Annotated in this window: 13 protein-coding genes and 1 tRNA gene; 9 read left to right on the top strand and 5 right to left on the bottom strand. The window is 61.9% G+C overall.

All coding sequences use genetic code 11. The features are described 5' to 3' along the window. Window positions 1-3: 3 nt before the first annotated feature. A complete protein-coding gene (locus KY459_07665; GenBank protein ID MBW3564586.1) occupies window positions 4-945 on the bottom strand; it encodes a D-glycerate dehydrogenase in 942 nt (313 codons plus the stop codon). Continuing rightward, entirely contained in the window at window positions 942-3452 is a 2511-nt protein-coding gene (locus KY459_07660) for a HEAT repeat domain-containing protein (GenBank protein MBW3564585.1), read from the bottom strand. The genes KY459_07665 and KY459_07660 overlap by 4 nt, the downstream gene beginning before the upstream one ends. Before the next feature lie 172 nt (window positions 3453-3624). On the opposite strand from KY459_07660, the gene purB reads away from it, so the two are divergent. After that, window positions 3625-5064, top strand: coding sequence for an adenylosuccinate lyase (purB, locus tag KY459_07655; protein MBW3564584.1), 1440 nt, complete (start codon window positions 3625-3627; stop codon window positions 5062-5064). Continuing rightward, window positions 5061-5939 (top strand): septal ring lytic transglycosylase RlpA family protein, encoded by an 879-nt coding sequence (locus KY459_07650; protein ID MBW3564583.1) that lies wholly within the window; start codon window positions 5061-5063, stop codon window positions 5937-5939. Before purB ends, KY459_07650 begins: the two co-directional genes overlap by 4 nt. Before the next feature lie 135 nt (window positions 5940-6074). Here KY459_07650 and ndk read toward each other — a convergent pair whose 3' ends face one another. Next, window positions 6075-6491 carry a nucleoside-diphosphate kinase gene (gene ndk, locus KY459_07645; GenBank protein MBW3564582.1) on the bottom strand — a complete coding sequence of 139 codons (417 nt, stop codon included), beginning with the start codon at window positions 6489-6491 and terminating at the stop codon, window positions 6075-6077. Window positions 6492-6695: 204 nt separating this feature from the next. On the opposite strand from ndk, the gene KY459_07640 reads away from it, so the two are divergent. The 5 genes from KY459_07640 to rseP all read left to right on the top strand — a co-directional run bounded on the left by KY459_07640 (window position 6696) and on the right by rseP (window position 11164). After that, a tRNA-Asn gene (locus KY459_07640) sits at window positions 6696-6771 on the top strand. Between the two features lie 152 nt (window positions 6772-6923). Further along, window positions 6924-7529 (top strand): TetR/AcrR family transcriptional regulator, encoded by a 606-nt coding sequence (locus KY459_07635; protein MBW3564581.1) that lies wholly within the window; start codon window positions 6924-6926, stop codon window positions 7527-7529. A gap of 273 nt (window positions 7530-7802) precedes the next feature. Beyond that, window positions 7803-8681, top strand: a complete 879-nt coding sequence (locus KY459_07630) for a phosphatidate cytidylyltransferase (GenBank protein ID MBW3564580.1) — start codon at window positions 7803-7805, stop codon at window positions 8679-8681. After that, window positions 8678-9847 carry a 1-deoxy-D-xylulose-5-phosphate reductoisomerase gene (locus KY459_07625; GenBank protein ID MBW3564579.1) on the top strand — a complete coding sequence of 390 codons (1170 nt, stop codon included), beginning with the start codon at window positions 8678-8680 and terminating at the stop codon, window positions 9845-9847. The genes KY459_07630 and KY459_07625 overlap by 4 nt, the downstream gene beginning before the upstream one ends. 6 nt (window positions 9848-9853) lie before the next feature. Beyond that, complete coding sequence (gene rseP / locus KY459_07620; protein ID MBW3564578.1) at window positions 9854-11164, top strand: RIP metalloprotease RseP; 1311 nt, start codon at window positions 9854-9856, stop codon at window positions 11162-11164. Between the two features lie 51 nt (window positions 11165-11215). On the opposite strand, the gene dtd is transcribed toward rseP, so the two are convergent. Continuing rightward, complete coding sequence (gene dtd / locus KY459_07615; protein MBW3564577.1) at window positions 11216-11659, bottom strand: D-tyrosyl-tRNA(Tyr) deacylase; 444 nt, start codon at window positions 11657-11659, stop codon at window positions 11216-11218. 287 nt (window positions 11660-11946) lie between these two features. On the opposite strand from dtd, the gene KY459_07610 reads away from it, so the two are divergent. Further along, window positions 11947-12372: a single-stranded DNA-binding protein gene (locus KY459_07610; protein ID MBW3564576.1), complete on the top strand. Its 426-nt coding sequence runs from the start codon at window positions 11947-11949 to the stop codon at window positions 12370-12372. 39 nt (window positions 12373-12411) lie between these two features. Here KY459_07610 and KY459_07605 read toward each other — a convergent pair whose 3' ends face one another. Next, window positions 12412-12879, bottom strand: a complete 468-nt coding sequence (locus KY459_07605; protein ID MBW3564575.1) for a hypothetical protein — start codon at window positions 12877-12879, stop codon at window positions 12412-12414. A gap of 177 nt (window positions 12880-13056) precedes the next feature. Between KY459_07605 and KY459_07600 the strand changes: the two genes are divergently transcribed. Further along, on the top strand, window positions 13057-14952 hold the full coding sequence (locus tag KY459_07600; GenBank protein ID MBW3564574.1) for an EAL domain-containing protein: 1896 nt from the start codon (window positions 13057-13059) through the stop codon (window positions 14950-14952). Window positions 14953-14963: the final 11 nt, after the last annotated feature.

Below are 14963 nucleotides of genomic sequence, written 5' to 3'. Positions count from 1 at the left end.
GCTTTAGACGGGATGAAGGGGTGGCTTGCCGTTGAGCACCCTGGCAACGTCGGTGGCCACGATCGCCGCCATCGCCGATCTTGTCTCGAGCGTTGCCGACCCGAGGTGGGGTAGCAGGACTGCATTGCGCAGCCTCCTCAGTTGCGGGTGGATCGCCGGCTCGTTCTCGAATACATCCAGCCCTGCGCCCGCCAGATGCCCCTCGATCAGCGCGTCCGCGAGCTCTGCCTCGTTTACGATCGGGCCTCTCGCGGTGTTTATCAGATAGGCGCCTCGTTTCATGGCCCGCAGTCGTGCTCGCCCGAACAGCCCCCGGGTCTGCTCGGTGAGGGGACAGTGGATCGTGATGATGTCGGAGGTACGCGTCAACTCGTCGATCGTCACGAGCTCACCTGGAGCTCCGGTCTTTGCACCCGAGCGGCTGCTGTAGACGACATCCATCCCGAACACTTCGGCACGCCGTGCCACCTCGTTCCCGATCCTTCCCATTCCGACGATACCGAGTCGCTTGCCGCTGATCGACGCACCGAGAAGCAGCGACGGCGCCCACCCCGTGAAACCTCCTGTCACGACGAGCTGATGTCCTTCGAGGACGCGCCGGGTCACCGCAAGGATGAGCGCCATGGTCAGATCGGCGGTGGCATTCGTGAGAGCTCCCGGCGTATTGGTCACGATGATGCCGCGGCGTCGCGCAGCTTCGACATCGATGTTGTCGAATCCCACCGCGTAGTTTGCGACGATTCTGAGGTTGGGACATTCGGCGAGCACTGAATCCGTCACGGGATCCGACAGGAGCGTGATGGCGCCGTCGGCGCCTCGGAGAAGATTGAGAAGATCTTCTTCTCCGGCCGGAGGAGACGGCGGGATCCGCACGTTGAAGTCCTGGAGAATGTCGAGCGCCGGACCGGGGAGGTGGGAGGTGATGACGACTGTGGGCGCCGTCATGGTGTCGCGACGATCGCGAAGAGGTCGTCTTCCACGAGCGCGCGAGGGGTCTCGACGATTCTTCCGATCTCCTCCCCGTCGCGGATGTAGATGAATGTCGCGACTTTCGTGATGTCGAGACCTGAGATCAGCGATTCGGGTTGCCGTTTGGGCCGGTCGACGGCGATCGTGATCGTTTCGATCTCGGTGCCGAACTCCTGCCTCAGTGTTTCGAGCACCGAGAGCATCTTCGGAACCTGCTGCTGGGAGTCCGTGCACCAGGTCCCGAGGACGATCGTCATCGAATCCCCAGGTCGCACGAGGGAAGCGATGGCCGAAAGGACGTCCCTGTCCGGAGAGTAGGCGGCCTTCCGCGCTTCATACTCGGGCACGCCGCCAAGAAGGCGGTCCTCGCTGATCCTTCCGATTTCCAGAGGAAGCGCGAGGCGTTGCGCAGACTGAATCTCTTCATCGCTCGCGTCGACGCTTCCCGGGTCGATACGGATCGTTCGTACGAGATCGTCACGATGCATCTGATCAACCCCTTGTGTCATGCCGTCGACGACGCGGGCGAAAACGGTGTAGCCGCCATCCAGGTGGGGCTGGGGAGAATGGGTGATGAAGAACTGGGAGCCACCGGTGTCCGGACCCGAGAGCGCCATGCCGACGGCACCGCGGGTATATCGCTGCATGTTGATTTCATCGCGGATCGAATAGCCAGGGCCGCCGGTCTGATCGCGACGGGGGTCGCCTCCCTGAATGACGAAATTCGGCACGACGCGCATGAAGGAGGTCCCGTCGAAATAGCCCTGGTTCGCAAGCTGTGCAAAGTTCCATGTAGTAATTGGAGCGTCGGCGGTGAGCAGCGCCAGTGCGATCTCACCGCGGGCCGACTCGATCACGGCCGTGCGCGGCTCTGCCGCCCAGCGGGCGACCTTTTCATACCAGCCCGGCTCCCGCCGGAGCGGGAGGGGAGTGTACTGGACCCTGAGCGTCGGATCGTCCCCGGCGATGAGATCCGCCGCGGTGCGTCTGACGATGGGATCGGAGTCCTCGATCAGCGACCGCAGCCATTCGTCGCGGCCGGGAAAATCCCTCGCCGAGAGAAATGAGATCGCCGAGAGACGAGCGTCGTTCGCTTCTACCTGACGCTCCGTCAGCTCCATCGCACGTACCCGGTCGATGAGCTCGCCGGCGTTGCTCAGATGTCCGGCTCTGTCGATCGCGACCGAGCGAACGGCCACGTCGGGATCATTCAGCCCCTCGAGGATCAGCGCAGCTCCGGCATCAGCCTGGTCGTCGGGGATCGCGCCGAGGGCACTGAACCTGACGGCGGCATCTGGATCGTTTGCCAGCTCGGTCCGAAGGAGTGGCATCGTGCCACCGCCTCCGCGAAGGATGGCCAGCTTCTCGCCCCGGGTGGTCGCTACGTTGAGAAGGTTGACTCCGATTCGGGAAAGCGCGGCCATCGCCTGCTCTCGAAACCATGGCTCGGGATCGTCGAGCGTCTCTTCGAGTCGCGTGCGGGCATTCGAGAATGTGTCCGCATAGTGACCGAGAGTCTCGATCGCCTCCGCTCGCGTACCGGGATCGGGATCCCTGCTCGCCGTGCTGAGCGCGATGAGATCACGACTGGCCTGCTCGTCCTCAGTGATGGCGGGATTGTTCGTCGCGAGCGTTGACAGCGCGCGAACGGCGTTGACTCTCATCCATGGATGAATGTCGGCAAGCGCCTCGACGATGACCTCACGGGAAGTGGTGCTTCCGATCCGTTCGAGTCCTCGGATTGCATAAGAGCGAACCAGAAAATCGGAGTCCGCGGCGGCTGCCTCGAGTGCCGTTCGCGCAGGCTCGTACGGACGGCGGGAAAAAGCATATGAGGCCGCGCGCCTGATCTCGAGATCGGCGTCGTCGAGCGCATCGAGGGCATTCGAGAGCGCTTCTTCGTTCTCGGAGCGGAAAAGAAACCGGAGGGCCGTCGAGCGGACTGCCGCGGGTTGATCTGCTGAAGCGAGCTCGCTCCAGACCTCGGGGGGGACCGCCGCAGCCATCTTCGAGAAAGCCTCGACCGCTTCGGACCGAACCCTGGCGTCCGAGTCTGTTCTCGCGGTCCGGATCAGCGCTTCGGAACCGGCCTCGTCTCCGATCTCGCCGAGAGCGAAGGCCGCCGCGGTCCGGACTTCTGCCCTCGAGTCGCTGAGAGCTTCGATCAGAAGATCCACTCCGGCCATCCGCTCGCCGGGACTTCTTAGTCCATCACCATTGGAATCAGCGAAGGTCGCGGTTCCGATCCGGCCGAGCGCGAGGGCCATCCGTACTCGATGACGGAAGGATGGATGGCGCATCCACTGCGCCGCGGTGGGCTCGTTCCACTCGCGCCTGTCCTCGAGCTCGAGGACGATCGCCTCCTCGCGTAGCGAAATGCCGACATCGGCTGCCGGTTCAGGAGCCTGATTGGAAGGAGGAGGCGTGGAGATACAACCGTAGATCGAGACCGCGGCTACGACGGCGATGAATGTATGTTTCATGATCCAAGTCTACTGAAGAGTGAAGGGCGAAGGGTGAAGTGAAGCTCACCCAGGCGGAGCGGGAGGGGAAGCGCCCGGTGGCGAAGGTGGCCGGCACGCCCGGTTGCGGGCCGCAAGGTTTTCGACCCCGTCGACGGCCGGTATTTTCGCAACGTGAGAAAATGATCTCGAGATGACGGACCGAACGAAAGCCGTTCAGCCACTGACCGAGCGTTATGCCTCCGAGCGGATGTCCTACATTTTTTCTCAGGAGTATCGTTTTCGCTCATGGAGGAGACTCTGGATCGTTCTCGCCGAGGCCGAGCGCGAGCTGGGCCTTCCGATCAGCGAAGCGCAGATCGCCGCGATGCGTGGAGTGCAGAACGACATCGACTACGAGCTGGCCGAAAAGCGCGAGCGGGAAGTCCTACACGATGTCATGGCCCACGTCCATGCGTTCGGGGAACAGGCACCTGAAGCGCGAGGGATCATTCATCTCGGCGCTACATCGGCCTACGTGACGGACAACACCGACGTGCTGCAGATGGCGGATGCGCTCGATCTTCTCGAGCAGGGATTGATCACGATCATCGCCAGGCTCAGGGACTTCGCCTGGAAACATCGAGCGCTTCCGACACTCGCATTCACGCATTTCCAGCCCGCTCAGCTCACGACCGTGGGCAAGCGCGCGACGCTCTGGCTTCAGGATCTCGTCATCGACTGGGAGGAGCTGACGCGCCGGCGCCGGACTCTCGCACTGCTGGGAGTGAAAGGGGCGACGGGGACGCAGGCCTCATTTCTCCGATTGTTTGATGGCGACCGAGAGAAAGTCGACGCGCTCGAGAAGAAGTTCGCCGAAAAACTGGGATTCGAGAACGTCGTCGCGGTCTCCGGACAGACGTACACTCGCAAGCAGGACTCACTGGTCGTCGATGCGCTCGCGCAGTTCGCCCAGTCGGCCTCCAAGTTCGCGTACGACATCCGGCTCCTGCAGCATCTCCACGAGATCGAGGAACCTTTCGAGGAGCAGCAGATCGGCTCGTCCGCCATGGCGTACAAACGCAATCCGATGCGAACCGAGAGAATGGACGCGCTCGCGAGACATCTCATCGTGAACCGCCAGAATCCTGCGTTCACGGCGGCAACGCAATGGTTCGAGCGCACGCTCGACGATTCCGCGAATCGCCGGATCGCGATTCCCGAGGCATTTCTGGCGGCTGATGCGATCGCCATCCTTTACGACAACGTCACGAGCGGACTGGTCGTGCACGAAGACGTGATCCGCTCGAACGTGGAGCGGGAGCTTCCTTTCATGATGACCGAGAATCTGATGATGGAGGGAGTCCGGCGCGGTGGAGACAGGCAGGAGCTTCACGAGCGCGTACGGATGCATGCGAGAGCGGCGGCGGATGCGATTCATTCGGGGGGGATGAACAACGATCTGCTTCGGAGGATCGCGGACGACCCTGCCTTCGGTCAGAATCTCGAAGAGCTGGAGAGCGGGGCGGAGCCGGAGAGGTTCACCGGTCTTTCCGAGCATCAGACCGAGAAATACGTTCGCGAAGTCATCGATCCGATTCTCGATTCTCGAAGGAAGCTGGTTCGCGAAGAGAGCTCGGAGGTGAGAGTATGAGAAGGGGCGGAGCGCTGCTTCTGCTGGCAGTGCTCGGCTGTGCCAGCGGAACCCCGGCGGACGATCCGGTGAGAGGGCTGGCGAGCTGGTACGGCGAGGAGCTGGCAGGGAGGTCGACCGCGAACGGGGAGATATTCGACCCGAGGGGCCTCACGGCAGCTCACCGGACGCTCCCCTTCGGCACTCTCGTCGAAGTCCTCAATCCCGCCAACGGGAGAAAGGTCGTGGTTCGGATCAACGACCGCGGTCCGTTCGTCGAGGGCCGCATCATCGACCTCTCGTGGGCGGCGGCTGAAGAGATCGGGATGGTCCAAGCCGGCGTTGCTCCAGTGGTTCTCGAGGTCGTGGGGCAGGGGGGAGCGTCCGACGCTCCACGACCCGTGGTCGTCCGGATCGAGGAGCCCGCGGTCAAATTCGAGGTTCCCAGAATTCCTGTGCGCCCACCGTCGGTCGCCTTTCCGCTGCCGGACACGATTGGCGAGTCCGATCTTCCGATGCGACCGTCGGCGAGCGAATCGTCGGAGGCTGTCGTGGATCGGGTGGATGTCACGGTGGTTCGAGGGGGACGGGAGGTCGTTCGCCAGGTCGACCCATCGGGAAGCCGGATCGAGGAGATCGAAACGGTACCCGTCGGGACGGAGGAAGCGGGTGCGAGATGGATCGTTCAGCTCGGTGCGTTTCGGGATCCTGCCAACGCGGAAACGCTGCGGGAGAGGGCTTCGAGATTCGTCAGCGACGTGACCACGGTATCCAGTGACACGGGGCTTATTGTCGTACGGGTTGGTCCGTGGCCGTCCCGTGTCCGGGCAATCGAGGTTCGAGAGCGACTCGAAGCCGCCGGACTGGAGACGATCGTTCTCCGCCACGACGACTGATGACCCTTATCGGTTGCCGGGGCCGGTTGCCGTTGCCAGTTTCCGGTTGACGAAATCGCATTGCGAGTGCGTGGAGCGGTGAATCCCATTTTTTCCGAACGCGCAGTGTCACCACATTCCGCTCGGGGGTGGAAATCAGCTCAGATCGGTTTCCTCGAAAAAAAACGCAATCTCGTTTTTCGCATTTTCGTCCGAGTCCGAGCCATGGATCGCATTACGCTCGATCGACTCACCGAGCTCGCTCCGGATCGTACCGGGCTCCGCCTTCGCCGGATCAGTCGCACCCATGAGCTTCCGGAGCGACGCGACGGCGTCCTCCTTTTCGAGTGCTGCGACATAGACGGGTCCGGATGTCATGTAGGCAACCAGATCCTCGAAGAAGGGCCGTTCCCGATGGATTGCGTAGAACTCGCGGGCGTTCGTCTCGCTGAGTCGCAGCTTTCGAAGCCCCAGAATCTCAAAGCCCTCGCTCTCGAGGCGGCTGATGATCTTTCCGACGTTCTTCTTTTCGACGGAGTCCGGCTTGATGATGGTAAAGGTTCTGTTCGACATGATGTCCTTTCAGGGAGCGACCAGTCTGGTCGGATCGAGTGGCCGTGGACGGCCGGTTTTCGACCGCCAACAATCCCTTGCGCCTCGCGCTCATTCCCGCGCAACCGCCAACTCGCAACTGGCTACCGGTAACCCGCAACCGCCTCCCCGGGCAGACGGCATCTGGAATCAACGGTGCGGTGCGAGCCGTTTGGCTCCGATAGTTGGGGTGTGGCGTAGCTGGTATCGCGCCCGGCTGTTAACCGGGAGATCGCAGGTTCGAGTCCTGCCGCCCCAGCCAATGAACCTTCGGTCGGAGACGAGCTCGGTTTCTCCGTGTCGTCTCGTTCGTAATCGAGGTTCCCCTCTCGCTGCCGGTTTACGGGCCGATCCCGCAGCGCTCGAGGGCGCGATATACTGGAAGTGATACGCCTACCACCTCAGAATCGACTCATGAATCCCGGTCCCGACTCGACCCTCAGCTCCCGCCTGCGGCTCCTCAATGCCGCGAAGACTCTGTTCGCACAGAACGGCTATGAAGCAACCTCCACGGCGTCAATCGCCCGCGCGGCTCAGACCTCGGAATCGCAACTCGTGCGCTATTTCGGAGGAAAGGCGGGAGTGCTCGAGGCGATCTTTAATGAGAGCTGGGAGGCGATCAACCCGGCGATCCAGGACCGGGTCATCGGGGCGGCCACGGGACGGCAGGCCATACTGACTGTTCTCGAGATCCTGATGGACTCGTTCCGCGAGGATCACGATCTTGCGACGATCTTCCTGTTCGAAGGACGACGGATCAGGGGCGCAACGCACGAAATTTTCATCTCCGAAGGCTTCATCAGGTTCCGAAAGCTGCTGACTACACTGATTCAACGTGCCAAGACCGAAGCTTCGATCCGCCCTGCGCTGGAGAACAACGCCCTCACCACCGCGCTGATCGGGGCCGCGGAAGGAATGATCCGGGAGCGGCTGATCGCGGACCGGCTCGGTCAGGCTCTCCCGTTTTCCCGTGATCAGGTCGCAGCCGTGATGGAGGCGCTTCTTGACGGGCTGGGGTGAGCTCTCAGAGCAATTGGTCTCTTCGCTGCGCCCGCCTGAGTAAACTCGTTTTGGTAACTTTGCCGGAATCGAGGATGCCGATCAGTCCTGGCCAGGGAGGCGCCGCGATCTCCGCGAGGTGCTCCTCATTTTTCGCGACCGCGGGCTGTTCACGACACGACTGCGCTGGCCACCGGGTGAACAATAGCAACCCGAGATCCTGATCGGGGTGTGTTTCTGACTGACTTACGCTCATCGGATGTGGCCCTGCTGCATCGGATAAGATCGACCGTGATGCGCGAACAGGCCGAGGGTAACGTGGCGGAGATGTCCGTACCGGAAACGGGTGAGAAAAGAGGTTGGGCGCGTGAGCTGACGGCTCTGATCGGGTTGCCCATTCTGATCTGGATCGTCGGGTGGGGGCACCCTCTCGTATTCGTGGTCTTCATGGCTCTTGTGGGTGCATTCGCCCTGTGGGAGTTTCTCTCCTTTGGAGCAGCCAAGGGATACGTCGTTCATAAGGTTGCATCCGAACTTTTGCTCTTGATGATCCTGGCAACTTTCGTCGACGACCGAATCTCCGTCGAGACGGGTATTTATGCAGTTCTTCTCGTGCTTCCCGCGATCTGGCTCATCTCCCGGGCAGATCTCGAGACCGCGCTGCCCGGGACCGCCGTGACGACGCTCGCGACGCTCTACATCGGAATGACGGTCGGCGCGTTGATCCGGACGAGGCTCGATTTCCCTGTTGGTCCCGAGCTCATTTTCTTTCTCCTCGCCTCGGTCTGGGCGGGTGACACCGCTGCCTATTACACGGGAAGAGCCTTCGGAAAAACCAAGCTCCTCCCGAAGGTCAGTCCGAAGAAGACGGTCGAAGGGCTGGTCGGGGGTCTGGCTGGTGCGGTCGTCGGCGCAGCGGTCGCACAGACGACTTTCTTTCCGGAGATCCCGATGTTTCATGCCCTCCTCTGCGGAGCGCTGCTCTCGCTCGTCGGCGTCGTAGGGGACCTGGTCGAATCCGCCTGGAAGCGTTCAGCGGCGGTGAAGGATTCGGGAGGTCTTCTGCCGGGACATGGGGGGATTCTGGATCGGATCGATTCGCTTCTTTTCGCTGCTCCCGTTCTCTACACCTACTGGGCGTTGCTCAGCGGTGCCGGAGGGATTCCGGGATGACGAAAGGCGTGGCCATCCTGGGGAGCACGGGATCGATCGGGCGCAGCACGCTGGAAGTGATCGACGAGTTTGCCGACCGGTTCGAAGTGACCGGTCTCGCGGCCGGCGGTAATCTCGAGTTGCTCGCCGACCAGATACGCCGCGTCCGACCGTCACTCGTCTCGGTTCGGAAACCGGAGAGCGTCGAGAAGTTGCGCGAATTGCTGGGAGACGATCGCGGATCGCTCGAGATCGTTCACGGAGCAGACGGGGCCTCGCAGGTGGCGACGATGAGCGAGGCGGACATCGTCGTGGCCGGAATCGTCGGGGCCGCGGGGATCCCACCAGTCCATGCGGCGCTGAAAAAGGGCAAACGGGTCGGGATCGCCAACAAGGAGGTGCTCGTTGCGGCCGGCGAGGTGATGATGCGAGCGGCGAGGGAGGGGGGCGGGATGATCCTCCCGATCGACTCCGAGCATTGCGCGGTCCATCAGGCGCTCGTCTGCGGTCACCAGCGCGAGGTGCGTCGCATCGTGCTCACCGCGTCGGGAGGACCTTTGTTGTCGCGAAAGCTGTCCGAGCTCGATTCGGTCACGGTCGATGAAGCACTCGCGCACCCGACCTGGCAGATGGGGAACAAGATCTCGATCGATTCCGCAACGATGATGAACAAGGGACTCGAGGTGATCGAAGCGCATCACCTGTTCGGTTTCGACGCGAACCAGATCGGCATCATCATCCATCCACAGTCGATCGTGCATTCCATGGTCGAGTACATCGACGGGTCGATCATCGCCCAGCTCTCGACGACCGACATGAAGTTCCCGATCCAGTATTGTCTGACGTGGCCCGACAGGATCGAGGCTCCTTATGCGCGGCTCGATCTCGCGCAGGTCGCCCGGCTGGAGTTCCTCGAGGTTGAAGCCGAGAGGTTTCCGGCGGTCGCTCTCGCATACAGGGCGTGCCGAACGGGGGGCTCGATGCCGGCTGTGCTGAATGCCGCGAACGAAGTCGCCGTCGAGAGATTTCTCGCCGGCGGGCTCCCCTTTCGGGGAATCGTCGAGGTCGTCCGGCGGACCATGGACGCGCACGAGTCCCGTGTCGTCGCTCGGGTGAGCTCGGTGGAGGAAGCCCTCGAGTGGGATCGCTGGGCACGCAATGAAGCGGGTGCTTCATTGGTTGATTAGCGAACGATGCTTCAGAACATACCGACCAACATCTTCGGGTTCGTCATCGTTCTGGGAATTCTCGTCTTCGCTCACGAGACCGCGCATTTTCTGGCCGCTCGTGCCTTTGGTGTCAGGGTTCTGACCTATTCGTTCGGGTTCGGGAAGCGGATCGCGGGTTTCGTCAGGAACGGGACCGACTACCGCATTTCGCTGCTGCCCCTGGGAGGCTACGTCCGTCTGGCGGGTGATATGACCGATGAGGAACCGGCAGGTGCTCCGGACGAGGTTACATCGAAGCCGCGATGGCAGCGGTTTCTGATTCTCGCTGCAGGACCGGTTGCGAATGTCATTCTCGCCATTGTGTTCATGATGTGGTTTCTGATGATGGGAACCCAGCAGCTTCGCGACGACGAGCCGCGCATCGGTCAAGTCGTCGAGGGCAGGCCGGCCGCTGAGGCCGGTTTGCGGCCGGGTGACCTGGTCACGGCAGTCGACGGACGCCCGATCGAGACATGGGAAGATCTGCGAATCGCGATCGGGATCAATTCCGAGACCCCCATCGAGGTCGAGTATCTTCGCGAAGGTGGGACTCTGCGGACGACCGTCATTCCGGAGCGCGTGCTGACCGAGCTCGGATCGGCCGGGCAGATCGGAATCCGGCCGTGGTTCCCTGCTGAGATCGGGGAGGTTCTGCCGGGCTCCGCGGCGGATCGCGCCGGTCTGCGCGAGGGTGATGTGATCGTCCGCGCCGGGAACCGGGAGGTCGAACAGCTTCTCGACTTCGAGGCCGCGATGGAGGAGGGGGCCGCGACGGGCATCCGAATGAGCGTTCGCCGCGGCACCGACACGCTCGAGCTGACGCTCCCTCCGCGATCGGGTGAGGAGGAAATCTGGCCGGGTTTTGCCCAGCCCTACGTCACTCACACTCCCGGCTTTGGTGAAGCTTTTGACGAGAGTCTCGACAGGAACTGGCGGATGACAATGGTCATCTTCGTGACGCTCAAGCGGCTCGTCGTCCGACCGAGCGTCCAGGATTTCAGCGGACCGATCGAGATTGCCCGGATATCGGGACAGATGTTCCGTGCGGGCGTGCAGCCGATGATCTATCTGCTCGCAGTAATCTCGCTCAATCTCGCGATCCTGAACCTCGTTCCCGTCCCGGTGCTCGACGGAGGGCAGATGGCGATTCTCCTGGTCGAAGGGGTCATGCGGAGGGATATTTCGCTCAGGGCGCGAACCTTCATTCAATACGCCGGTTTCTTTCTGATCGTGGCATTGATGGCGGCAATCATTCTCAACGACGTCATCCGAAGTTTCCGGCTCATGGCTGGATGACGCAGGGATCAGGGAGCAGGGATCAGGGATCAGTGATCCCTGTTTTTCCTGCTACTCCGGCAACCGCAGGACGAATGTGACCGGACCGTCATTTTCGAGGCTCACGATCATCATAGCGCCGAACTCGCCGGTCTCGACGTGGATCCCTTCGCTTCGGAGCGTTCGGACGAAGAGATCGAACAGAGTACGGGCGCGCTCCGGCTCTTCGGCGTTCTCGAAGCTCGGCCGCCGACCCTTTCGAATCGACCCCGCGAGGGTGAACTGCGACACCGCGAGGATCGATCCGCCGCTCTCCTCGATCGAGCGATTCATCCGCCCTTCCTCGTCCGGGAAGATCCTCAACGACACCAGTTTGCGGGCACAGCGCTCGATGAGGCTCTCGTCGTCACCCTTCTCGACGGCTGCGAGAATCATCATTCCTCCGTCGATGCTGCCGACCACATGGCCATCGACCGACACCGACGCTTTTCGAACGCGTTGAATCACACTGATCATTCGACTCCGGCTACCTGATCCCTGATCCCTGACCCCTGACCCCTGATCCCTGATCCCTGATCCTGATCCCCGATCCCTGATCCCTGATCCCTGATCCCTGATCCCTGATCCCTGATCGTATATAATCCCCGCGATCCACTCGCGATGCCAGCTCGCGCACATTCCCTACACCCTGCCGGCGCCCGGCTACACGCACCGGATCTGACTCGATCGGTGGACGTCCGGCAGAAATCCCGAAACTTTTTTGAAGAGATCGCCGTCACTGACGGCGGCAAGGAGATTTCAATATGTCAGGTTCAGTGAACAAAGCCATTCTGGTTGGCCGTCTCGGTCGTGATCCGGAGATTCGGTCGACCCCGTCCGGAACCACAGTCGCCAAATTCTCGATTGCGACGGACGACAGGTACACCGATCGTGAGGGTCAGAAGCAGGAACGGACCGACTGGCACAACATCGTTGCGTTCGGACGCCTCGCGGAGATCTGCGGGCAGTATCTGAGGAAAGGAAAGCTCGTCTACATCGAAGGGCAGATCCGACATGATTCCTGGGACGACAAGGAGACCGGGCAGAAGAAGTACCGAACCGAGATCCACGCCAGGGAGATGCAGATGCTCGGTAGCAAGAGCGACGGAGGAGGCTCGGGATCTCAGGATTCCTACGAGCCGGTCGGCGTCGGCAACGACGGTCCCGACGACGACAACGTACCGTTCTGACACTCTGGGCGGCCGTCCCGAAAGGGCGGCCGCTCGTGCTCAGTCGTCGTCCCCGGCGAATTCCTCGTCGTCGTCGTCGAAGTCCTCTTCCTCGGAACCGAGAGGAGTTTCACTCCGCCCGAAAATTGCCAGATCGCTGAAGCGCTTGATCCGCTTTCGGATGACGCCCTTCCGCTTGAACGGCTGGGCAGCGGTGATCACGATCTCACCACCCACTTCCCCCGCCTCGACCAGCATTGCGCTGCGACGTTTGCCGTTGATCGAAACGAAACCGGTGGTCACGATCGCGTAGCGCGAAATGCCTCCCGCGTGACGACGAACGTGGTTCCGGGCGAGATGAATGGCCTCGTCCAGCGTGTCGCTCGCGAACGTGTGACTTCCGATGCTTCCGTCGTCATCTTCGGTCATTGCGAATGGTACGAGGTCGTGTTTGCCGTTGCCGTACTCTTCGAATCCGCGTTCGAGCGCGGCAGCGACGAGCTCCTGAAGGCCTTTGTCGATGTTCATGGCCCCGGTGAATGCGAGCTTACTGCCATCCCGAGCGGGGAGGGGTCGCTTCCGGCAATCGAGATTTCACCTCTTACCCTGCGGGGCAGGCCGTACGCATGAGATTCCGAAGGGAGGGGCGTCGAGGATCCTTGATCGCGGCTCGCCCGATTGCTGTATCGTACAGGGACTTAGCTGATGAGTGAGAGGCACACAGCCCACAATTGGAACTCGGACGTGCCGGAGCTGCCGGTATCGATCAGGGAAGTCCTGAATGTCTCTGAACCGACGCATTGGGACGCCGGAAAGACCGTGGCGATCGAGCTGTCGCAGCTTCGGACCGACGAGCTCGGCCGCGATGCGCTGGTGCAGATGGCGATCGAGCACGCGGCGGATGGAATTGCGATCATCACCCCACCAGACCTTGCGCGCAGTCCGCGCGCGAAGTATGTGAATCAGGCATTCACTCGAATCACCGGGATGGCCTCGGACGACGCTTTGGGTCGCCCGCTCACCATTTTTGGAGTGGGCCAGAGCGACGAGGCGCTGATCGATGCGATGATGCATCCACTCTGTCAGCGCCGGTCGTTCGAGGCGGAAGCCGAGGCCGTGAGGGCGAATGGAACTTCCTATCTGCTGCGGCTCCTTCTCGTTCCGATTCACCACGACGACGATGAAAGTTCCGTCCGCCTGTGGGTCGCATATCTCCGGGATGTTTCCGAGGAGAGGGCGCAGGTTCAGACGCTGGAGCACCAGGCAACGCACGATGACCTGACGGGTCTTCCGAATCGAGCTCTTCTGTTCAACCGGCTCGGCGGAGCGATCGAAAGGGCGCGAGAGCTCGGAGAGAAGACCGGGCTCCTGATCATGGACCTCGACCGTTTCAAGGAGGTCAATGACACCTTCGGGCATCACTATGGAGACGCGCTGCTGAACGAGGTCGCGCGGCGACTTCGCGACGAGGCCGATGAGACCCAGACGATCGCCCGCATGGGTGGAGACGAGTTCGCCCTCGTTGTGCCGACGATGTCGGATCCCGGCGAAGCCATCCGGATCGCGCGGAAGGTGACTAACGCGCTCGAATATCCGTTCGAGGTCGAAGAGTACCGCTTCGAAGTCGGAGCGAGCGTCGGGATCGCCGTCTATCCGGATCACGGCGACGATGCTTCGACTCTTCTCAGGCGGGCTGATGCTGCGATGTACAAGGCGAAGCGTGAAGGCATCGGCTTCAGTCTCTTCACCGCGGACCTCGAGAAGGAAGATCCCGCCTCGATGTCGCTCGCCGTCGAGCTCCGGGAGGCGATTCGGAACAGATCGCTCGAAATGTTCTATCAGCCGAAGGTCCACCTCCGGACCGGAGTGGTCGTGGGCGTCGAAGCGCTCGCGCGCTGGCGGCGACGCGATGGCTACATCCTGCCGGACGTCTTCATACGCCTCGCCGAGAAAACCGGAATGATCGGCAGTCTCACCGAGTGGGCGATCGATTCCGTGCTCGATCAATGCGCGACGTGGAAGAAGCTCGGCAAGCCGCTCTCGGTCGCGGTCAATGTTTCAGGACGCAGTTTTCACGAGCACATTCTGCCGCAGAAGATCTTCGACAAGCTGCAGCGACTCGGGCTGGAACCCCAGCTCTTCAAGCTCGAGATTACCGAGAGCAACATTCTCGCAGACCCTCCCCAGGCGCTGGCGATACTCTCTCTGCTCCGTTCGCTCGGACTGCGGATTTCGCTCGATGATTTCGGGACGGGGTATTCGTCGCTGACTCATCTGAGACAGCTTCCCGTCGACGAGATCAAGATCGACAAGAGCTTCGTGATGGGGATGGCGTCGAGCGAGGCCGACGCCGCGATCGTGAGGGCGATGGTGGATCTGGCGCACAGCCTCGGACGGCAGGTGGTGGCCGAGGGAGTCGCCGACGCGAATCTCTGCCGCAGGGTGGCCGAGATCGGTGTCGACGTCGCCCAGGGATACTGCTTCACTCCGCCCTTACCTCCCGCCCGGCTCGAGGAATGGCTCGAGGAGACCAACTGGGGGAAGGACTCGTGGGAGAGGAACATGCGTCCCGGCTCATCGCACGACCGCGTGTTCGATTGAGCTTTCGGAGC

Source organism: Acidobacteriota bacterium (genome assembly GCA_019347945.1).
GTDB lineage: Bacteria > Acidobacteriota > Thermoanaerobaculia > Gp7-AA8 > JAHWKK01 > JAHWKK01.
This window is presented reverse-complemented; position numbering and strand designations above follow the sequence as displayed.